The organism is Caballeronia sp. ATUFL_F2_KS9A, assembly GCF_023630765.1.
In the GTDB taxonomy this organism is placed as follows: Bacteria; Pseudomonadota; Gammaproteobacteria; order Burkholderiales; family Burkholderiaceae; genus Caballeronia; species Caballeronia zhejiangensis.
On the sequence record NZ_JALQEK010000013.1, the window covers coordinates 90914 to 111861 of the forward strand.

A 20948-nucleotide genomic window follows, 5' to 3' on the forward strand; every position below is an offset into this window, starting at 1 on the left:
GGAGCAACGGATGTTCAGCATTGGTCTTACCGGCGGCATCGGCAGCGGCAAGAGCACGGTCGCTGATCTCTTCGCAGCGCGCGGCGTGCCGCTGATCGACACGGACGTGATCGCGCATCGAATCACGGCGCCGGGCGGCGTCGCGATGCCGCTCATCGCGAGCGAATTCGGCGACGGATTCATCGCGGCGGACGGCTCGCTCGATCGCGCGAAGATGCGCGCGCTCGTCTTCGCCGACGACACCGCGAAGGCGCGCCTCGAAGGCATCGTGCATCCGCTGATTCGCGCCGAGACGGAACGCCAGCGGTTCGCGGCGCAGGGCGCGTATCACATCGTCGTGGTGCCCTTGCTCGTCGAGTCCGGTGAATGGGCGAGCCGCGTGTCGCGCGTGCTCGTGGTGGATTGCCCCCTCGAGACGCAGATCGCTCGCGTCATGCGGCGCAACGGCTTCACGCGCGAACAGGTACTCGCGATCATCGCGAAGCAGGCGTCTCGCGAAGCGCGTCTCGCGGCTGCCGACGACATCGTGCTCAACGATGAAACCGCCACGCTCGACACGCTCGCGCAGCAAGTCGAAACACTGCACGGCCGTTATCTTTCGCTTGCGTCCGCATGACGCGACGGCGATCGCCTGAGTTAGCGAAATCGTCGAAAAGTTCCCCGTTTTCCGCCGAAACGAGCCATTCGGCGCCCGAATATGGCCCGATTTGCTAGGGTGAGGATGCGGCATTAGAATGTGCTCACTTCCGCTCATGGAAGCAACCGACCCACGCCGAGGCGAGCGCGCTTGATCCTTTACGAGTATCCCTTCAACGAGCGAATCCGGACGCTGCTGCGCCTCGAAGACCTGTTCGAGCGCTTCACGTTCTTTCTGACTCAGGAAGACGCGCGAGAACATCACGTTGCACTCACGACGCTCTTCGAGATCGCGGAAGTCGCTGGCCGCACGGACCTCAAAGCCGACCTCATGAAGGAACTGGAACGGCAGCGGCAAACGCTCGCGCCGTTTCGCGGCAATCCGGGCATCGAACAGGAAGCGCTCGAAGCCGTGCTCGGCGAAATCGAGCAGACGCTCGCCGGCCTCACCGAAATGCACGGCAAGACCGGCCAGCATCTCGCCGACAACGAATGGCTCGCGAGCATCCGCAGCCGCACGATCATTCCCGGCGGAACGTGCAAGTTCGATTTGCCGTCGTATTACGCCTGGCAGCAGTTGCCGGTCGAGGAGCGCCGCCAGGACATCGCGAAGTGGGTCATGCCGATGCTCGCGTTGCGCGACGCGGCGGCCATCGTATTGCGGCTCGCGCGTGAGTCGGGTCAGGCATCGAAAGTCATGGCGATGCAGGGCAGCTACCAGCAGATGTTGTCCGGCCGCACGTATCAGCTGATGCAAGTGCGCGTCTCACCGGACACGCGCGTGATTCCGGAAGCAAGCGCGAACAAGTACATGCTGTGGGTGCGCTTCACGGTGCAGGACGGCGATCTGAAACCGCGCGCCGTCGATGTCGACGTGCCGTTTCATCTGACGCTTTGCAGCCTTTGAATCGGAACGGTTTGGCCTCATGTGGTCAAATATCGTCCGTAACCGGCTCAATTCGTATTCGTCATGACCACTGTCGTCAAATGTCCGACCTGCGGCAAGGATGTCCGCTGGGTTCCCGAAAACCGCTTTCGCCCGTTCTGTTCCGAGCGCTGCAAGCAGATCGATCTCGGCGCGTGGGCGGCCGAGAAGTACAAGATCGCGGGTAATTCGCAGGAAACGCCGCCGGACGAAGACAATCGCGGCGGACTCAACTGAGCGCCGTTATTCGCGCTCTTCCTCTTCGAGCCATTCCAGAATCGGAATGGCTGCCGGCAGGAGCGGCGCGACCTCGACGGGAAGCGTCTGCCAGGCGATCGCCTGACCTTCGCGGCCGACCGGCGAACCGTTCCACTCCGTCACCTTGCAGAAGAAAAGCCGCACGTACGCATGGGGATAATCATGCTCCAGCGTGCGCCAGAGCTGGCACGCGGTGACATCGATGCCCAGTTCCTCGTGCAGTTCGCGACCGAGCGCCGCCTCGATGCTCTCGCCCGGCTCCAGTTTGCCACCGGGAAACTCCCAGTAACCTTCATACGGTTTGCCCGCGGGCCGCTGCGCAAGCAGATAGCGCCCGTCGTGCTGCAGCATCACGCCGACGGCCACTTCGGTCACCTTGCGGCCATCGGGCGCGATGTCCGGATTCGCATCGGTCATTGCTTGCGTCCCGACCAGTCGCGCGCGAATTGCCACGCCACGCGGCCCGAGCGCGATCCGCGTTCGAGCGCCCACACGAGCGCATCGCCGCGTGCGCTTTCGACTTCCGCGTCGGCGCAGCCGAAGTGCTTCAGCCAGTGTCCGACGATCGACAGATAGTCGTCCTGCTTGAACGGATAGAAGCTGACCCAAAGGCCGAAGCGCTCGGAAAGCGAAATCTTTTCTTCGACCACTTCGCCGGGATGAATCTCGCCGTCGGACGTGTGCTTGTACGTCTCGTTGTCGCTCATGTATTCGGGCAACAGATGGCGGCGGTTCGACGTCGCGTAGATGAGCACGTTGTCCGATTGCGCGGCGACGGAGCCGTCGAGCGCGACCTTCAGCGCCTTGTAGCCCGACTCGCCTTCCTCGAACGAGAGATCGTCGCAGAAGACGATGAAACGCTCGGGCCGCGTGGAGATCAGATCGACAATATCGCCGAGATCATGCAGATCGTCCTTGTCGACTTCGATCAGGCGCAAGCCGTCCTTCGCATACGCGTTCAGACACGCCTTGATCAGCGACGACTTGCCCGTGCCGCGCGCGCCCGTCAGCAGAACGTTGTTCGCGGGCAGCTTTTTCACGAACTGTTGCGTGTTCTGCTGAATGAGCGATTTCTGACGATCGATGTTCTGAAGGTCGTCGAGCGAGATCTGCGAGATGGCGGAAACGGGTTGCAGGAAGCCGCGTCCCTGACGCTTGCGCCAGCGAAACGCCACCGCGGATTCCCAGTCGATATCGGGCGCGGCGGGCGGCAACATGCCTTCGATGCGCGCCAGCACCGCTTCGGCGCGCGTGAGAAATTGTTCGAGTTTATCCATCGAGTTGTCCGCGTTCAGGAGCGATAGTCGGCGTTGATGCTCACGTAATCATGCGAAAGGTCGCAGGTCCAGACGGTCGCTTGCGCGTCGCCGCGCCCGAGCACGACGCGAATCAGGATCTCGCTCTTCTTCATCACGCGCTGGCCGTCTTCTTCCTTGTACGCGGGATTGCGCCCGCCGGCTTTCGCGACCAGCACGTCATCGAGATAAAGATCGATCTTGCCGACATCGAGATCCGTTACGCCCGCATAACCGATCGCAGCGAGAATGCGGCCGAGGTTCGGATCGGACGCGTAGAACGCGGTCTTAACGAGCGGCGAATGGCCGATCGCGTAGGCAATCTGACGGCACTCCGCCGCGTCCTGGCCGCCCTCCACCGTGATCGTCATGAACTTGGTCGCGCCTTCGCCGTCGCGCACGATGAGTTGCGCGAGTTCCTGCGCCACTTCGGTCACGGCGTCGCGCAATGCGGCGTACGCGGGCGAATCCGTCGATGTGATCGGGGGCAGCGACGACTTCCCCGACGCGATCAGGATGAACGAATCGTTGGTGGACGTATCGCCGTCTATCGTGATGCAGTTGAACGAACGATTCGCGACGTGCTTCACGAGCTGATCGAGGACCGGCTGCGCGACGTTCGCATCGAATGCGAGGAAGCCGAGCATCGTCGCCATGTTCGGGCGGATCATGCCCGCGCCCTTGCTGATGCCCGACAGCGTGACGACGTGACCGTCGATCGTTACCTGGCGCGACGCCGCCTTCGGCAGCGTGTCGGTCGTCATGATCGCTTGCGCGGCGTCGAACCAGTGCGCGGCTTGTTGATTCGCGAGCGCGGCGGGCAGACCGGCCTTCAGGCGATCGATCGGCAGCGGCTCCAGAATCACCCCGGTCGAGAACGGCAGGATTTGCTGCGCATCGAGATTGGCGAGACGCGCGAGCTCCGCGCAGGTTTCGCGCGCGTGCGCCATGCCCGGCTCGCCGGTGCCCGCGTTCGCGTTGCCCGTATTCACGACGAGCGCACGAATGCCCTTGCCGCCTTGGCCCGCCGCCGCGAGATGCTCACGGCAGACCGTAACCGGCGCGGCGCAGAAGCGATTCTGCGTGAAAACGCCCGCGACGCTCGCGCCTTCATCGACGCGAATGACGAGCACGTCCTTGCGATTGGGCTTGCGAATGTTCGCCTCCGCGTAACCGAGCGTGACGCCGGGGACGGGATGAAGCGCTGCGGGATCGATCGAGGGGAAGTTGACGGCCATGTTCGCGTCTCGCTGAAAGTGGCGAATGCCGGCTCATCGAACCGGCACATGATGAAAGACTGACGCCGGCCAGCGGATTCGAACCGGCGCCGTGAAGGATGGATGCTGCAAAGACAAACGACGCATCGCTGCGTCGCTTGTTCGTCAGGTCACGAGCCGATTACACCAGCTTGCCGTGACAGTTCTTGTACTTCTTGCCGCTGCCGCACGGGCACGGGTCGTTGCGGCCGACCTTCGGCACGTCGTCCGAAGGACGCGTCGCCACGCTGATGTCGTCGCCGGCGGCCATCGCCTGGCTGACCATCTGCGCGGTGGCGCTCGCCGCCGCCGCGGCGGGCGTCGGCTCGGCGGCCGGCGCGTTGAAATCCGCGTGCGTGAACGACACGTTTTCCAGATGGCTGCCTTTCTCTTCGTACTGCTCGGCGGCTTCTTCGAGCTGCTCCGGCGACTGGATCTGCACGTTCATCACGACGCGCGTGACTTCCTGCTTCACGGCGTCGAGCATCGCGGCGAACAGTTCGAACGCCTCGCGCTTGTATTCCTGCTTAGGATTCTTCTGCGCATAGCCGCGCAGATGGATGCCCTGCCGCAAGTGATCGAGCGCGGCGAGATGCTCGCGCCAGCGGCTATCGAGCGTCTGCAGCATGATCGAGCGCTCGAACGCGCTGAACGATTCGCGGCCGACCATCGCGACCTTCGCTTCGTACGCTTCGTCGGCGGCGGCGAGCACGGCTTCGCAAATTTCTTCCGCGTCGATCGAATTCGACTCGTTGATCATCTCCTGAACCGCGAGATCGAGCGACCAGTCGTTGCGCAGCACTTCTTCCAGCTCCGGCGCTTCCCACTGCTCTTCGATGCTGCCCGCCGGCACGAAGGTTCGCACGACGTCGCCGATCACGCTTTGACGCATCGCCGCGATGGTTTCCTGCACGTCGTTCGCTTCGAGCAGTTCGTTACGCTGCTGATAGATGACCTTGCGCTGATCGTTCGCGACGTCGTCGTATTCGAGCAGTTGCTTGCGGATGTCGAAGTTGCGCGCTTCGACCTTGCGCTGCGCACCTTCGATCGAACGCGTGACCATGCCTGCTTCGATCGGCTCGCCTTCCGGCATCTTCAGGCGATCCATGATCGCGCGCACGCGGTCGCCCGCGAAAATGCGCAGAAGCGGATCGTCCAGCGACAGATAGAAGCGCGACGAACCCGGATCGCCCTGACGGCCCGCGCGGCCGCGCAGCTGGTTGTCGATACGGCGCGACTCGTGACGCTCGGTGCCGATGATATGCAGACCGCCCGCCGCCTTCACGTGATCGTGCAGCGCCTGCCATTCGTCGTGCAGCTTCTGGATGCGCGCGGCTTTCTCGTTCTCGGGGATCGAGAGATCCGCTTCGATGAACGACGCCTGCTTCTCGACGTTGCCGCCAAGCACGATGTCCGTGCCGCGGCCGGCCATGTTCGTCGCGATCGTGACGGCGGCCGGACGGCCCGCTTCCGCGACGATCGCCGCTTCGCGCGCGTGCTGTTTCGCGTTGAGCACTTCGTGCTTCACGCCCGCCTGCGTGAGCAGGTGCGACAGCAATTCGGACGCTTCGATCGACGTCGTGCCGACGAGCGTCGGCTGACCGCGCTCGACGCAATCGCGGATGTCGCGAATCACCGCGTCGTAACGCTCTTTCGACGTCTTGTAGATCTGATCCTGCTTGTCGACGCGCTTCGGCGGACGGTTGGTCGGAATCACGACCGTTTCGAGGCCGTAGATTTCGTTGAATTCGTAGGCTTCCGTGTCCGCCGTGCCGGTCATGCCGGACAGCTTCGAGTACATGCGGAAATAGTTCTGCAGCGTGATGGACGCGAGCGTCTGGTTCTCGGCCTGAATCTGGACGTGTTCCTTCGCTTCGACCGCCTGATGCAGACCGTCCGACCAGCGGCGGCCGGTCATCATGCGGCCGGTGAATTCGTCGACGATCACGACTTCGCCGTTCTGCACCACGTAGTGCTGATCGCGCAGGAAAAGCGTATGCGCGCGCAACGCGGCATAGATGTGGTGCATCAGCGTGATGTTCTGCGGCGCGTAGAGACTCTCGCCTTCGCCGATCAAACCCCACTCGGCGAGCAGGCGCTCGGCCTTCTCGTGGCCCGATTCGGTCAGGAACACCTGACGCGCTTTTTCATCGAGCGTGTAATCGCCCGGCTTTTCGACGCCGGTGCCGTCGGCCTTCTCTTCGCCGATCTGCTGCTCGAGCAGCGGCGGCAGCGCGTTCATGCGCACGTAGAGATCGGTGTGATCTTCAGCCTGACCGGAGATGATGAGCGGCGTGCGTGCCTCGTCGATGAGGATCGAGTCCACTTCGTCGACGATCGCGAAATTGAGTGGCCGCTGCACGCGCGCGTTGGTCTCGTAGACCATGTTGTCGCGCAGATAATCGAAACCGAACTCGTTGTTCGTGCCGTACGTGATGTCCGCCGCGTACGCTTCCTGCTTCTGCGAGTGTTCCATCTGCGACAGATTCACGCCGCACGACAGACCGAGGAAGTTGTAGAGGCGCGCCATCCATTCGGCATCGCGCTGGGCGAGGTAGTCGTTCACCGTCACGACGTGCACGCCGCGGCCCGACAGCGCATTCAAATACGCGGCGAGCGTCGCGACGAGCGTCTTGCCCTCGCCGGTACGCATTTCCGCAATCTTGCCGTAATGCAGGACCATGCCGCCGATGAGCTGCACGTCGAAGTGGCGCATCTTCAGGACGCGCTTGCTCGCCTCGCGGCAGACCGCGAACGCCTCGGGCAGGATCACGTCGAGCGATTCGCCGCCCGCGACGCGCTGGCGGAACTCATCGGTCTTGGCGCGCAGCTGGTCGTCCGAATACTTCTCGACGGTCGGCTCGAGGGCATTGATTGCCGCAACGGTCTTTTGATACTGCTTGACCAGCCGCTGATTGCGGCTGCCAAAAATCTTCTGAAGGAAACCGGTCGTCATCGGATCAGTGTCTGCGTCGCGGCTTCGGACGGCCACAGCACAAAGCTGCGTCCGGGCTCGGAGAACCTCGGCGACTTAAGTCCATAAGGTGAAATTCGAATCGGGAATTTTAGCATGTGAGTTTGGCAGACCTTGCGTCGGCGTGCCCGCGCGTGCGTAGACGGAACGCGACAGTCAACCCGCTGAAAGCTCGGGCGAAACTCGTTTCCCCGCCCGAAGCAACGGGCCGCCTCGCGTACAATCGAACCGTTCCGTCGGGCCTGCGCCTATACAAAAATGAGCCGCTTTTCTACGAATTCAAGATCGGGTTTCGATCCGCGGCGGCCGCAAGCCGTCGCCGATGTCCTCGATCGCACCGATGCGTTCCGCGCGTTGCGCGCGGGCGTCGAGCAAGTGGCGGCGCTGCAGCGCGATCTGAGCTCGCTTTTGCCGGATTATCTGGCGTCGAACGTGGAACCGGGGTTCATCAAGGACGGAGTCCTCGCGCTTTTCGCCGCGCACAACGCGCTGGCGGCGCGGCTGCGGCATATCGAGCCGCGTCTGCTTTCCGACCTGCAACAACGCGGCTGGGCCGTCAACGCGCTGAAAATCCGCGTCCGTCCGCAGCCGATGAAAGAATCCGCTCCGCCGAAGCAGGCGCGCATGTCTGCGGCGGGCGCATCGGCGCTGCATGATCTGGCGGCCTCGCTCGAGCCGTCGCCTCTACAGGAAGCGCTCGCGCGGATGGCGGCGCGGCATCAGGCGCGCGGACAAAAAAAATGAGCGGCGCCCGGCCGCTCATTCTTGTTCATCCGTTGAGGCTTTCAGTTAAGCAAACGCGGTCTGCGTGTCGAAACCGAAACCGCGCGGTGCGGTTTTCGTATCTTCAAATGTGACGATTTCATAAGCGTCTTCGTTCGCGAGCAACTCACGCAGCAGCATGTTGTTCATCGCGTGACCGCCCTTGTACGCCTTGTACGACGCCAGCAACGGACGGCCGACCACGTACAGGTCGCCGATCGCGTCGAGCATCTTGTGCTTCACGAATTCGTCGTCGTAACGCAGGCCGTCATTGTTGAGGATGCGGTACTCGTCGAGCACGATCGCGTTGTCCATGCTGCCGCCGCGCGCGAGCCCCAGTTCGCGCATCATCTCCACTTCATGCGCGAAGCCGAACGTGCGGGCGCGCGCGATTTCACGCACATACGACGTGGTCGCGAAATCCACTTCGAGCGCCTGACCGGTCTTGTCGACGGCCGGATGGCGGAAATCGATCGTGAAGCTCAGCTTGAAGCCGAAATACGGTTCCAGGCGCGCGAATTTGTCGCCGTCGCGTACTTCGATGGGCTTCGTCACCTTGATGAATTGCTTCGGCGCGTTCTGCTCTTCGATACCCGCCGATTGAATCAGAAACACGAACGATGCCGCGCTGCCGTCCATGATCGGGATTTCCTCGGCGGTCACATCGACATACAGGTTATCGATGCCGAGGCCCGCGCACGCCGACATCAAATGCTCGATGGTCGAGACGCGCGCGCCGTCCTTCTGCAGCACGGAAGCGAGACGCGTGTCGCCAATCGCCATCGCGGACGCGGGAATATCGACCGGCTCGGGCAGGTCGATACGCGAAAAGACGATGCCCGTCCCGATCGGCGCTGGGCGCAGGGTCAGGTCGACCTTGCGGCCGGAATGGAGCCCGATCCCCACGGTTTTGACGACGGTCTTGATTGTTCGCTGCTTCAACATGATGTTCTTTCCGATTCAAGATCCTATAAAGGAAATTAATCGTGCGTTAAATTCTAATAGGTCGAATTATACTCCATTCGCCGCATGTCGTCCTGATCCAGGTGGTATCAACTGTTTCCCTGTGTTACGCCAAGGCGAAGGATTTGTGAAGTAGAACGGGCCGATGGCCGGAATGGAGGCATTTCCGGTCATCGGCCCCAAATTGCAGCTCAATGCGAGGGCGCTTCAAGCGTTGCGCGCGGGCAACGCGGCGCGCCGCTGCACTCAGCGCAACGTCGCCAGGATACTGCGAGCGTCGCTGACTTCGAACTTGCCGGGCGCTTCGACATTCAGCGTCTTGACCACGCCGTCGTCGACCACCATCGCGTAGCGCTGGGAACGGATTCCCATGCCACGCTCGGACAAATCCTGATCCAGTCCGAGTGCCTGAGTGAAACGCGCACTGCCGTCCGCAATCATCTTCACCTTGCCCGCGGTTTGAAGATCGCGTCCCCACGCGTTCATGACGAACGCGTCGTTGACGGAAACGCACCAGACTTCGTCGATGCCTGCCGCGGACAAATCCGCCGCCGCTTCGACATAGCCGGGCACGTGTCTGGCGGAGCACGTCGGCGTGAACGCGCCCGGCAATCCGAAGATCACCACGCGCTTGCCTGCGCTCCGCTCGCGCACCGGGAACGCATTCGGTCCCACGGCACAGCCCTCGGTGGCCTCGTCGATGAACTCGAAGAGACGCACGTCGGGCAACGTTTCACCCACTTTGATCATGCTCGGTCCTTCCCTCATCAGTGCTCGCGGACATCCTCGCGATCGCATCGTCCCGCAACCGCGCCGAAAGTCTGCGCAGCGATTTCGGCTTCACTCTGCCTTCCTCGACGTCAGGGGCAGATTCGTGGAGGTCGGCTGGCCACGGCCCGGCGTCCGTTTTGCATCAGGACGCGGCCTTGGACAGTCGCCCCACGCGAAGCCTGCATCGTGCGCGCCGGACGTTCAGCGCGTGCACGCGGTGTGCCGCTTCGTCACGAACTCAGCAGCAAATAACGTGCGCTTCGCTCAGTCCGCCTGCTTGCGCAGGAACGCCGGAATGTCGTAAGTATCGACGCCTTTTTCCTGCAGCGCCTGCACGTGCGAAGCCGCCGTTTCACGCGTCGAGCGCCACACTGCCGGCGTGTCGAGCTGACCGTAATCCGTCGTGCTCTGACCGTGCTGCGTACCGTACGAATTGTGCGCGGCGGCGTGATGCGCGTGTGCGACCGGCTGATTGTCGGTGCCCGTGCGCAGGAGGGTCATCGGCGCTTGCTGCTGCTTCTTCGCCGCGCGGCCCAGGCCCGTCGCCACCACCGTCACGCGCAGCGCGTCGCCCATCGCGTCGTCGTACACGGCGCCGAAGATGACCGTTGCATCGTCGGCTGCGTAGGACTTGATGGTGTTCATCACTTCACGCGTTTCCGACAGACGCAGCGAACGGCTCGACGTGATATTCACCAGCACGCCGCGCGCACCCGACAGATCCACGCCTTCCAGCAGCGGACTCGCGACCGCCTGTTCCGCGGCGAGACGCGCGCGATCGACGCCGGCAACCGTCGCCGTGCCCATCATCGCCTTGCCCTGCTCGCCCATCACCGTCTTCACGTCTTCGAAGTCGACGTTCACGAGACCATCGACATTGATGATTTCAGCGATACCGGCGACAGCGTTGTTCAGCACGTCGTCCGCGCACTGGAAGCACTTGTCCATCTCGGCGTCATCGCCCATCACCTCGAACAGCTTGTCGTTCAGCACGACGATCAGCGAGTCGACGTGATCCTCCAGTTGCTGCGAGCCCGCTTCCGCGACGCGCATGCGGCGGCCGCCTTCGAACTCGAACGGCTTGCTCACGACGCCAACGGTGAGAATGCCCATTTCCTTGGCGATCTGCGCGACCACCGGCGCCGCGCCCGTGCCCGTGCCGCCGCCCATGCCCGCGGTGATGAACACCATGTGCGCGCCGCGCAGTGCGTCGGCGATACGCTCGCGCGCGTCTTCCGCCGCTTCCTTGCCCTTCTCCGGCTTCGCGCCAGCGCCGAGACCGGTCATGCCCAGTTGCAGAACCGCCGGCGCGCGCGAACGGGCGAGCGCTTGCGCGTCGGTGTTCATCACGATGAAGTCGACGCCCTGCACGCCGCGGTTGATCATGTGCTGAACCGCGTTGCCGCCAGCACCACCAACGCCCACGACCTTGATGATCGTTCCGTTGGTTTCCGTTTCCAGCATTTCGAAATCCATGTTGCCTCCGTCAAGAATGAAGATCGGCGTTATTCGACGAGAGATCGGGCAACCCCTTGTCGCGCACCAGCCGCCGGTACCGGCGCGAAATTCTTTTTGTTGCGTGTTGCGTATTGCTTAGAAATTCCCGAGGAACCAGTCTTTCATCCGCGAGAAGACTTGTCCCATCGAACCGTTCTGTACCGCGACCTTGCGGCCGCGCATGCGTTGCGAGCGTCCTTCGGCGAGCAGGCCCATTGCCGTCGAATAGCGCGGATTGCGCACGACATCGGCAAGGCCGCCCGCGTATTCCGGCACGCCGATGCGCACCGGTTTCAGGAAGATGTCTTCGCCGAGCTCGACCATGCCGGGCATCATCGCCGCGCCGCCGGTCAGCACGACGCCGCTCGACAGCAGTTCTTCATAGCCCGACTCGCGCACGACCTGCTGCACCAGCGAGAACAGCTCTTCGACGCGCGGCTCCACGACCGCCGCCAGCGCCTGCCGCGACAGCGTGCGCGGACCGCGCTCGCCCAGCCCCGGCACTTCGATCATTTCGTCCGGATCAGCGAGCGCCTGCTTCGCGATGCCGTAGCTCACCTTGATGTCTTCCGCATCCGGCGTCGGCGTGCGCAGCGCCATCGCGACGTCGCTCGTGATCTGATCGCCCGCGATGGGAATCACCGCCGTATGTCGGATCGCGCCTTCGCTGAAGATGGCGATGTCCGTCGTGCCGCCGCCGATATCGACGAGCACCACGCCCAGTTCCTTCTCGTCCTCGGTCAGCACCGCAAGCGACGACGCGAGCGGCTGCAGAATGAGGTCGTTCACTTCGAGGCCGCAGCGGCGCACGCACTTCACGATGTTCTGCGCCGCGCTCACCGCGCCCGTCACGATGTGCACCTTCACTTCGAGGCGGATGCCGCTCATGCCGATCGGCTCGCGCACATCCTCTTGCCCGTCGATGATGAATTCCTGGGTGAGGATATGCAGCACCTGCTGATCGGTCGGGATGTTGATCGCCTTGGCCGTTTCGATCACGCGCGCGACATCCGCCTGCGTGACCTCCTTGTCCTTGATCGCGACCATCCCGCTCGAATTGAAGCTGCGGATATGGCTGCCCGCGATCCCGGTGAATACATTTGTGATCTTGCAATCCGCCATCAGTTCGGCTTCTTCGAGCGCGCGCTGGATGGATTGCACCGTGGCCTCGATATTGACCACGACGCCCTTCTTCAACCCCTTCGAGTCGCTCTGACCGAGTCCGATTACCTCGTAGTGGCCTTCGCCCTTCAATTCGGCGACGATCGCGACCACCTTCGACGTTCCGATGTCGAGGGAAACCAGCAGGTCTTTGTAGTCTTTGCTCATAGCGTGCTCATGCCTGTGATGTCTGCTTACTTCTTGGCCTTGTCGGTGTCGTTGATGAAGCGCATGTTCGCGGCTCGTATGGCAAAGCCGTTCGGGTACCGCAAATCCGCATATTCGATGTCCTTCCCCCAGCGTCCCGTGACGGACGGCCACGACGCGACGAAACGCTTGCAACGGTCGTTCAGCGTGTCCTGATTACGCTCGCGTCCGAGTTCGACCTGCGTGCCGTTCGACAGCTTGACCGTCCACGCGAAGCGCGGCGACAGCGTGACTTCTTCCGGCTTCGCGTCGAGCGGCGCGAACCACTTCTCGAAATCGTGATACCGCGCGACCACTTCCTTCGCCGTGCCCTCGGGGCCGTCGAACGCGGGCAGATCGTCGTCGAGTTCGCCCTGATTCGCGGTGAAGAGATCGCCGTCCACGCTCACCAGTTGATCGTTCCCCCACGTGCCGAGCGGCTTGTATTCCTCGAGCGTCACCGCGAGCGCGTTCGGCCATACGCGGCGCACGCTCGCGTGGCGCACCCACGGCACCTGCTCGAACGCGGCGCGCGCCGCATCGAGATCGACCGTGAAGTAGTTGCCCTTCAGATGACCGATCACGCTTGCCCGCACGACCGGCGAGCTGATGTGCGCCGTATCCCCGTCGATCTGAATCTCGCGCAGGCGAAACTCGGGACGCTGGATCGCCCAGTACCCCGCGGCGCCGAGAAGCAGCAGCACGAGCACGACGTGCAGCCCGTTGGCGGCGAGGTTGAGTTGGCGAACGTTGTTCCACATGGTTTCGCTTGTTCGTGTCCTGTGTGTGATCGACCTAGTTCTTCAGCGTGAGCGACAGCACTTTCACGACGAGATCCTTGTAGCTGATGCCGACCGCGCGCGCGGCTTTCGGCGGCAGAGAGTGATCGGTCATGCCGGGCGCCGTGTTCACCTCGAGGAAATACGGGTTGCCGTCCGAGTCGAGCATGAAGTCGGCGCGGCCCCAGTCGGTGCAGCCGAGAATCTCGAAGGCGCGCTTCGTCAGCTGCTTCATGCGCGTTTCTTCGGCTTCGGTCAGGCCGCACGGAATCAGGTATTGCGTGTCGTCCGCGACGTACTTCGCGTGATAGTCGTAGAACTCGCCCGCCGGCACGATCTTGATGACCGGCAAGTCGAGATCGCCCGCGATGCAGCACGTAAATTCGCCGCCGCCCTCGATGCTCTTCTCGACGATCACGATCTTGTCGTAATTCACCGCTTCTTCGAGCGCGGGCACGAGCGTCTCCGCGCTCTTCACCTTGATGACCGCGACGCTCGATCCTTCGCTCGCCGGCTTGACGAAGAGCGGCAGCCCGAGCTTCGCGATGATGTCCTGCGCGCGCGCCGCGTAGTCTTCGCCGCGAAAGACGGTTTCGAACGGCGGCGTGGGAATGCCGGTCTGCTGCCACACGAGCTTCGTGCGCAGCTTGTCCATGCCGAGCGCCGAGCCGAGCACGCCGCTGCCCGTATAGCGGATGCCGTAGAAATCGAGCGCGCCCTGCAGTTGCCCGTTCTCGCCGTAACCGCCATGCAGCGCGATGAACGCGCGCACGAAGCCTTGCGCCTTCAGATCCGAAAGCGGATGCCGCGCCGGATCGAACGCGTGCGCGTCGATGCCCGCCTCGCGCAAGCCTTCGAGCACGAGGCGCCCGGAATTGAGCGAGACCTCGCGTTCGGCGGAATTGCCACCGAGCAGCACCGCGACTTTGCCGAAGACTTTCGGATCGATTTGATTCACTTGATTGCTCATGGTCTTGCTCTTACTGAGGCTGGGGGTTAGCCAGCTTGCCGCACACTCCGCCGATGGAACCCGCGCCCATGGCGATCACCACGTCGCCGTTGCGCGCGATGGTCGTCACCGCGTCGGGCACTTCGTCGATCGTCTCGACGAACACCGGCTCCACCTTGCCCGCGACGCGGATCGCACGCGCGAGCGCCCGGCCGTCGGCGGCCACGATGGGCGCTTCGCCGGCGGCGTAGACATCGGTGAGCACGAGGGCGTCGACCGTCGACAGCACCTTCACGAAATCCTCGAAACAGTCGCGCGTGCGCGTATAGCGATGCGGCTGGAACGCGAGCACGAGACGCCGCCCCGGAAACGCGCCGCGCGCCGCCGCGATCGTCGCGGCCATTTCGACCGGGTGATGACCGTAGTCGTCGATGAGCGTGTACGCGCCTTCGCCGCTCGCCGCGCTCACTTCGCCGTAACGCTGGAAGCGACGGCCTACGCCGTTGAATTCAGCGAGCGCACGCTGGATATCGGCATCCGCGACTTCGAGTTCAGTCGCGATCGCGATTGCCGCGAGCGCGTTCTGCACGTTATGCGTGCCCGGCAGATTCAGCACGATGTCGAGCGACGGCGCGTCTTCACGCAGCGTCGTGAAATGCATGCGGCCGTCGCGCGCCTCGACGTTCACCGCGCGCACTTGCGCTTCCGCGCCGAGACCGTAGCGGATGATCGGCTTCGACACGAACGGCAGGATTTCGCGGACGTTCGGATCGTCGACGCATAGCACGGCAATGCCGTAGAACGGCAGCCGATGCGTGAACTCGATGAACGCCTGCTTGAGCCGCGCGAAGTCGTGGCCGTAGGTGTCCATGTGATCGGCGTCGATGTTCGTGATGACTTCGATCACCGGGAAGAGATTCAGGAACGAAGCGTCCGACTCATCGGCTTCAGCGACGATGAAATCGCCCGTGCCGAGACGCGCGTTCGCGCCCGCGCTGTTCAGCCGCCCGCCGATGACGAAGGTCGGATCGAGCCCGCCCGCCGCCAGCACGCTCGCGACGAGCGAAGTCGTCGTCGTTTTGCCGTGCGTGCCGGCGATGGCGATGCCCTGCTTCAGGCGCATGAGTTCCGCGAGCATCACGGCCCGCGGCACGATCGGCACGCGGCGATGCCGCGCCGCGAGCACTTCTGGATTGTCGGGACGCACGGCCGTCGAAACGACCACCGCATTCGCGCCTTCGATGTTCTGCTCGTGATGACCGATCTCGACGCGCGCGCCAAGCGCACGCAGACGCTCGGTGACCGCGCCGTTCGAAAGATCGGATCCGCTCACGTGATAGCCGAGATTGAGCAGCACTTCGGCGATCCCGCTCATGCCCGCGCCGCCGATCCCGACGAAATGTATATGTTTGACGATGTGCTTCATTTAGTGTGCCTCCCGAGCTTGCGCGTCGAAACGCGCGCCGGCCACGTCGGCGCAAATGCTCGCGACTTTTTCGGTCGCGTCCGGTTTCGCCAGCGCGCGCGAGCGCTCGGCCATAGCCGCGAGCGTGTCGCGCGTCTGTACGCGTAACCAGTCGGCGAGCTTTTGCGCCGACAGATCGCGTTGTTGTATCAGTTCAGCCGCGCCGTTCTTCGCGAGGAACGCGCCGTTGGTCGTCTGGTGATCGTCGACGGCGAACGGGAACGGCACGAAGAGCGCCGCCACGCCGACCGCGGCGATTTCCGAGACGGTCATCGCGCCCGACCGGCAGATGACGAGATCCGCCGATGCATACGCGCTCGCCATGTCTTCGATGAACGGCACGAGTTGCAGGTCTTCACCGCGCGTGAGACCCGCAGCCGCGTAGTTCGCTTCCAGTGCTTCGATATGCTTCGCGCCCGCCTGATGCACGATGCGCGGGCGCTCTTCCGATGCGAGCATCGCGAGCGCCTTGGGCACGGTTTCGTTGAGCGCGGCAGCGCCGAGACTGCCTCCGACGACGAGCACGTTCAGGCGTCCCGAACGCGCGGCGTAGCGTTCTTTGGGTGGCAATGCGCTCGTTAGTTCCGCACGGATCGGATTACCGGTCCATTCTGCATTCGGCAGAGCATTGGGAAACGCGACGAGCACGCGCTTTGCGAGATGCGCGAGCACCTTGTTCGCGAGCCCCGCGATGGAGTTCTGTTCGTGCAGCACGAACGGGCAGCCCGCGAGCTTCGTCATGATGCCCGCCGGAAACGTGATATAGCCGCCCATGCCGAGCACGACGTCCGGCTTCACGCGGCGCAGCGCGGCGAGGCTTTGCGAACATGCGCGCAGCAGATTCACCGGCAACATCAGCTTGGTCTTGACGCCCTTGCCGCGCACGCCGCCGAAGCGCACGTATTCCATCGGAATGCCGTGCTTCGGCACGAGCGTCGCTTCCATGCCGCTCGCATTGCCGAGCCACACGACGCGCCAACCGTGCGCCTGCATCCAGTGCGCGACCGCGAGCCCCGGGAACACGTGGCCCCCGGTGCCGCCCGCCATCACCATCAAGGTGCGGTCGCGTTGCGCGGTCATACTTTTCCTCCGCGCATCAAGACGCGATTTTCGTAATCGACGCGCAGCAACACCGCCAGCGCGACGCAGTTCAGCAAAATGCCCGAGCCGCCGTAGGACACGAGCGGCAGCGTGAGACCCTTGGTCGGCAGAAGACCGAGATTCACGCCCATGTTGATGAACGTCTGCGCGCCGAACCAGATGCCGACGCCCTTCGCCATTAGACCGGCGAACGTGCGATCGAGCGCAAGCGCCTGACGGCCGATCTCGAACGCGCGGCGCACGATCCAGTAGAACAGCAGGATCACGCAGATCACGCCGACGAAACCGAGCTCCTCGCCGATCACCGCGAGAATGAAGTCGGTATGCGCTTCCGGCAGATAGTTCAGCTTCTCGACGCTGCCCCCCAAGCCGACGCCGAACCACTCGCCGCGCCCGAACGCAATCAGCGAGTGCGTCAATTGATACGCCTTGCCTTGCGCGTAACGGTCGTCCCACGGATCGAGGTAAGCGAAGATCCGCTCGCGACGCCACGGCGACAGCCACACGAGCATCGTGAACGTGCCCACCGCCGTCAGCACGAGGCCGCCGAACAGCTTGCCGTTGACGCCGCCGAGAAACAGCACGCCCATCGCGATCGCGGCGATCACCATGAACGCGCCCATGTCGGGCTCGAGCAGCAAGAGGGCACCGACCGCGCCGACCGCGACCGCCATCGGCAGAAAGCCCTTGCCGAAGCTGTGCATGAATTCCTGCTTGCGCACGGTGTAGTTCGCGGCGTAGATCGTCACCGCGAGCTTCATGATCTCCGACGGCTGCATGTTCGTGATGCCGAGCGGAATCCAGCGGCGCGCGCCGTTCACGCCTTTGCCGACGTGCGGAATCAGCACGATGATGAGCATCGCCAGCGCGACGAGAAAAAGCTTCGGCGCGTACTTTTCCCACGTCTTGATCGGAATCTTGAACGCGATGGTCGCGCCGACGAGCGCCGTCGTGATCGAAACGAGGTGACGCACGAGGAAGTGATAGTCGCGATAGCCCGCGTACTTGGGCGAATCCGGCATCGCGATGGACGCCGAGTACACCATCACGATGCCCAGGCCGAGCAGCGAGATCATCACCCACAAGAGCGAATAGTCGTAGTCGAGCATGCGCGAGCGCGCCGGGCGCACGCCGTTGACCGCGCTCGAAATGCCGCCGCGCGTGCCCGAATTCGAGCGGCCCGCGAGCGAGTCGCCGGGCATGGCGTTGCGCTGTCCGGTGAGTTTCGATCCGAAGCGTTCCGACCAGCTCATAGCATCACTCCCCGCGCGGCGGCGATATCTTCGACCGCGCCGCGAAACACGTCGGCGCGATGTGCGTAGTTCTTGAACATGTCGAGGCTCGCGCACGCGGGCGAAAGCAGCACGGCGTCGCCGGCTTCCGCGATTCTCGCGGCGGCGTTCGTCGCTTCCTCGAGCGTCGCGTGATCCTGCAATTCGACATTCGTCGATGCCAGCGTTTCGCGGATGCGTGCCGCGTCGCGGCCGATCAGCATCACGGCGCGCGCCCAGCGTGCGACCGGCGCTTCGAGCGGCGAAAAGTCCTGGCCCTTGCCGTCGCCGCCGGCGATCAGCACGACGCGTTGCGCGAGGCCGTCGAGCGCGGCGACCGTCGCGCCGACGTTCGTGCCTTTGCTGTCATCGACATAATCGACGCCGTCGATCTGCGCGATCACTTCGACGCGATGCGGCTCGCCGCGATACTCGCGCAAGCCGTGCAAAAGCGCCGCCAGCGGCAGATCGATCGCGCGAGCCAGCGCCAGCGCTGCGAGCGCGTTCGCCGCGTTGTGCAGACCGCGGATGCGCAGCGCGTCGACGGGCATCAGACGCTTGGAAACGAGGTTCGGCTCGGCCTCGTCCTTCTTGCGGCGACGCGAAGTCGCAGTCTCTTCCGACGCGTCCTGATCGATGCCAACGACGAGCCACTGCATGCCGTTATCGCGCAGCAAACCGTAGTCGCCGACATTCAGCGGCTCGTTCAGTCCGAACGTCACGACGCGATGTTGCGCGACGTTCGCCGCGAGCTTCATGACGCGGCTGTCGTCGCGGTTCAGCACGCGCGTCGTGGCCGGGCCGAAGATGCGCCCTTTCGCGGCGGCGTAGGCGTCCAGCCCGCCGTGCCAGTCGAGATGATCCTGCGTGATGTTCAGCACCGCGGCGGCATCCGGTGCGAACGTATGCGCGGTTTCGAGCTGGAAACTCGACAGTTCGAGCACCCAGACATCGGGCAGCGCGGTCTGGTCGATGGCTTCGGTCAGCTTGTCGAGCATCGCCGGGCTGATGTTGCCCGCGACCGCGACCGACTTGCCCGCGCGCTCGCACAAGAGGCCGGTGAGCGCGGTCGTGGTGGTCTTGCCGTTCGTGCCCGTGATCGCGATGACTTTAGGCGCATAGCCGTTCGCGCCGAGTCCGGCGAGCGCCTGCGCGAACAGTTCGAGTTCGCCCCAGACGGGAATGCCGCGTTCTTTCGCTGCAGCGATCAGCGGCGCGAGGTCATCCGCGAGCGGCGACAGCCCCGGGCTGATCGCGACGAGTTCGATGCCGCCATCGAGCAACGCGGGCGTGAACGCGCCGCCGACGAAATCCGCATCGATCTTGTGGATCGCGAGTTCGGAGAGATTCGGCGGCGCTTCGCGCGTGTCGGCGATCCGCAGGCGGCAACCGTGCCTGGCGCACCAGCGCGCCATCGCCAGACCGGATTCACCCAGCCCAAGCACGAGCACCATCGGACTTTGCCGACCGATAAACTTCTCGCCAAACATCGCTTTACCTTTTACCGAAACTTGAATGAATCAACGCAACTTCAACGTCGACAGACCGAACAGGCACAACATCAACGTGATGATCCAGAAGCGCACCACGACTTGCGTCTCGGTCCAGCCGGACAGCTCGTAATGGTGATGCAGCGGCGCCATCTTGAAGAAACGGCGGCCTTCGCCATAACGGCGCTTCGTGAACTTGAACCAGAAGACCTGCAGCATCACGGAAAGCGTTTCCGCGACGAACACGCCGCCCATGATGAACAGCACGACTTCCTGACGAACGATCACCGCGATCGTGCCGAGCGCGCCGCCGAGCGCGAGCGCGCCGACATCGCCCATGAAGACCTGCGCGGGGTGCGTGTTGTACCAGAGAAACGCGAGACCGGCGCCACCCATTGCGGAACAAAAGATCAAAAGCTCGCCCGCTCCGGGAATGTGCGGGAACAGCAGGTACTTCGAATAGACCGACGAGCCCATCACATACGCGAACGCGCCGAGCGACGCGCCGACCAGCACGACCGGCATGATGACGAGGCCGTCGAGGCCGTCGGTGAGATTCACGGCGTTGCTCGACCCGACGATGACGAAGTAGGTCATCGCGATGAAGCCCCACACGCCGAGCGGATACGTGATCGATTTGAGGAACGGCAGCATCAGGTCGGCGCGCGCGGGCAGGCCCATCGAGAGGCCGCTGCGCACCCACGCCATGAAGAGATCGAACACGCGCGCGTTGTTCGCTTCGGACACGGAAAACGCGAGATACACCGCCGCGAACAGGCCGATCACCGATTGCCAGAAATACTTCTCGCGCGACGACATGCCGCGCGGATCCTTGTGCACGACCTTCCGATAGTCGTCCACCCAGCCGATCACGCCATAGCCGAACGTGACGAGCATCACGATCCACACGAAACGGTTCGTGAGATCGGCCCACAGCAACGTGGAAATGGCAATGCCGATGAGGATCAGCACGCCGCCCATCGTCGGCGTGCCGGACTTCACGAGATGCGTCTGCGGGCCGTCCTTGCGCACGGCCTGGCCGACCTTGAGCAAGGTCAGCTTGCGGATGACCCACGGGCCGCAGACGAGACCGATCAGAAGCGCCGTTGCCGTGGCGCCCACCGCGCGGAACGTGATGTAGGTGAACACGCGCATGAAGCTGGCGTCATTCTGAAGCCATTGCGCGAGTGCGAGTAGCATGCTGGTCCT

19 protein-coding genes are annotated in these 20948 nt (G+C 63.6%); 4 read left to right on the forward strand and 15 right to left on the reverse strand.

Annotated features, from left to right (window positions below; genetic code table 11):
- Positions 1-10 precede the first annotated feature (10 nt).
- The 3 genes from coaE to yacG all read left to right on the forward strand — a co-directional run bounded on the left by coaE (position 11) and on the right by yacG (position 1798).
- A complete protein-coding gene (gene coaE, locus NCS67_RS11025) occupies positions 11-616 on the forward strand; it encodes a dephospho-CoA kinase (protein WP_250435206.1) in 606 nt (201 codons plus the stop codon).
- A gap of 171 nt (positions 617-787) precedes the next feature.
- Positions 788-1543 carry a cell division protein ZapD gene (zapD, locus tag NCS67_RS11030; RefSeq protein WP_008342965.1) on the forward strand — a complete coding sequence of 252 codons (756 nt, stop codon included), beginning with the start codon at positions 788-790 and terminating at the stop codon, positions 1541-1543.
- A gap of 63 nt (positions 1544-1606) precedes the next feature.
- Positions 1607-1798 (forward strand): DNA gyrase inhibitor YacG, encoded by a 192-nt coding sequence (gene yacG, locus NCS67_RS11035; RefSeq protein WP_008342966.1) that lies wholly within the window; start codon positions 1607-1609, stop codon positions 1796-1798.
- A gap of 6 nt (positions 1799-1804) precedes the next feature.
- Here the strand turns inward: yacG and NCS67_RS11040 are convergent, their stop codons facing one another.
- From NCS67_RS11040 to secA, 4 genes are all read right to left on the reverse strand, one after another.
- Positions 1805-2236: an NUDIX domain-containing protein gene (locus NCS67_RS11040; protein WP_284504072.1), complete on the reverse strand. Its 432-nt coding sequence runs from the start codon at positions 2234-2236 to the stop codon at positions 1805-1807.
- Positions 2233-3096: an ATP-binding protein gene (locus NCS67_RS11045; RefSeq protein ID WP_250435208.1), complete on the reverse strand. Its 864-nt coding sequence runs from the start codon at positions 3094-3096 to the stop codon at positions 2233-2235. The genes NCS67_RS11040 and NCS67_RS11045 overlap by 4 nt, the downstream gene beginning before the upstream one ends.
- A gap of 14 nt (positions 3097-3110) precedes the next feature.
- Positions 3111-4352 carry a bifunctional glutamate N-acetyltransferase/amino-acid acetyltransferase ArgJ gene (gene argJ / locus NCS67_RS11050; RefSeq protein ID WP_239295170.1) on the reverse strand — a complete coding sequence of 414 codons (1242 nt, stop codon included), beginning with the start codon at positions 4350-4352 and terminating at the stop codon, positions 3111-3113.
- 160 nt (positions 4353-4512) lie between these two features.
- On the reverse strand, positions 4513-7326 hold the full coding sequence (gene secA, locus NCS67_RS11060) for a preprotein translocase subunit SecA (protein WP_034471684.1): 2814 nt from the start codon (positions 7324-7326) through the stop codon (positions 4513-4515).
- Between the two features lie 276 nt (positions 7327-7602).
- Here secA and NCS67_RS11065 point away from each other — a divergent pair, with 276 nt between their 5' ends.
- Positions 7603-8088 (forward strand): DciA family protein, encoded by a 486-nt coding sequence (locus tag NCS67_RS11065; RefSeq protein ID WP_008342974.1) that lies wholly within the window; start codon positions 7603-7605, stop codon positions 8086-8088.
- A gap of 45 nt (positions 8089-8133) precedes the next feature.
- Here NCS67_RS11065 and lpxC read toward each other — a convergent pair whose 3' ends face one another.
- The 11 genes from lpxC to mraY all read right to left on the reverse strand — a co-directional run bounded on the left by lpxC (position 8134) and on the right by mraY (position 20939).
- Positions 8134-9051, reverse strand: coding sequence for a UDP-3-O-acyl-N-acetylglucosamine deacetylase (gene lpxC, locus NCS67_RS11070; protein ID WP_008342975.1), 918 nt, complete (start codon positions 9049-9051; stop codon positions 8134-8136).
- A gap of 264 nt (positions 9052-9315) precedes the next feature.
- The gene (locus NCS67_RS11075) at positions 9316-9819 is read right to left on the reverse strand and encodes a peroxiredoxin (protein ID WP_175982744.1); all 504 of its coding nucleotides are present in this window, start codon (positions 9817-9819) and stop codon (positions 9316-9318) included.
- Positions 9820-10104: 285 nt separating this feature from the next.
- Positions 10105-11316, reverse strand: coding sequence for a cell division protein FtsZ (ftsZ, locus tag NCS67_RS11080; RefSeq protein ID WP_008342979.1), 1212 nt, complete (start codon positions 11314-11316; stop codon positions 10105-10107).
- A 117-nt stretch (positions 11317-11433) separates the two neighbouring features.
- Positions 11434-12666 carry a cell division protein FtsA gene (gene ftsA / locus NCS67_RS11085; protein WP_008342980.1) on the reverse strand — a complete coding sequence of 411 codons (1233 nt, stop codon included), beginning with the start codon at positions 12664-12666 and terminating at the stop codon, positions 11434-11436.
- A 26-nt stretch (positions 12667-12692) separates the two neighbouring features.
- Positions 12693-13445: a cell division protein FtsQ/DivIB gene (locus NCS67_RS11090; RefSeq protein WP_008342982.1), complete on the reverse strand. Its 753-nt coding sequence runs from the start codon at positions 13443-13445 to the stop codon at positions 12693-12695.
- A gap of 34 nt (positions 13446-13479) precedes the next feature.
- Positions 13480-14421 carry a D-alanine--D-alanine ligase gene (locus NCS67_RS11095; RefSeq protein WP_008342984.1) on the reverse strand — a complete coding sequence of 314 codons (942 nt, stop codon included), beginning with the start codon at positions 14419-14421 and terminating at the stop codon, positions 13480-13482.
- Between the two features lie 22 nt (positions 14422-14443).
- Complete coding sequence (gene murC / locus NCS67_RS11100; RefSeq protein WP_034471448.1) at positions 14444-15838, reverse strand: UDP-N-acetylmuramate--L-alanine ligase; 1395 nt, start codon at positions 15836-15838, stop codon at positions 14444-14446.
- Complete coding sequence (gene murG / locus NCS67_RS11105) at positions 15839-16957, reverse strand: undecaprenyldiphospho-muramoylpentapeptide beta-N-acetylglucosaminyltransferase (RefSeq protein WP_250435209.1); 1119 nt, start codon at positions 16955-16957, stop codon at positions 15839-15841. It abuts the gene before it with no gap.
- Entirely contained in the window at positions 16954-18231 is a 1278-nt protein-coding gene (gene ftsW / locus NCS67_RS11110) for a putative lipid II flippase FtsW (protein WP_250435210.1), read from the reverse strand. Before ftsW ends, murG begins: the two co-directional genes overlap by 4 nt.
- The gene (gene murD, locus NCS67_RS11115) at positions 18228-19739 is read right to left on the reverse strand and encodes a UDP-N-acetylmuramoyl-L-alanine--D-glutamate ligase (RefSeq protein WP_250435211.1); all 1512 of its coding nucleotides are present in this window, start codon (positions 19737-19739) and stop codon (positions 18228-18230) included. The genes ftsW and murD overlap by 4 nt, the downstream gene beginning before the upstream one ends.
- A 30-nt stretch (positions 19740-19769) precedes the next feature.
- Positions 19770-20939 (reverse strand): phospho-N-acetylmuramoyl-pentapeptide-transferase, encoded by a 1170-nt coding sequence (gene mraY / locus NCS67_RS11120; protein ID WP_008342993.1) that lies wholly within the window; start codon positions 20937-20939, stop codon positions 19770-19772.
- Positions 20940-20948 lie beyond the last annotated feature (9 nt).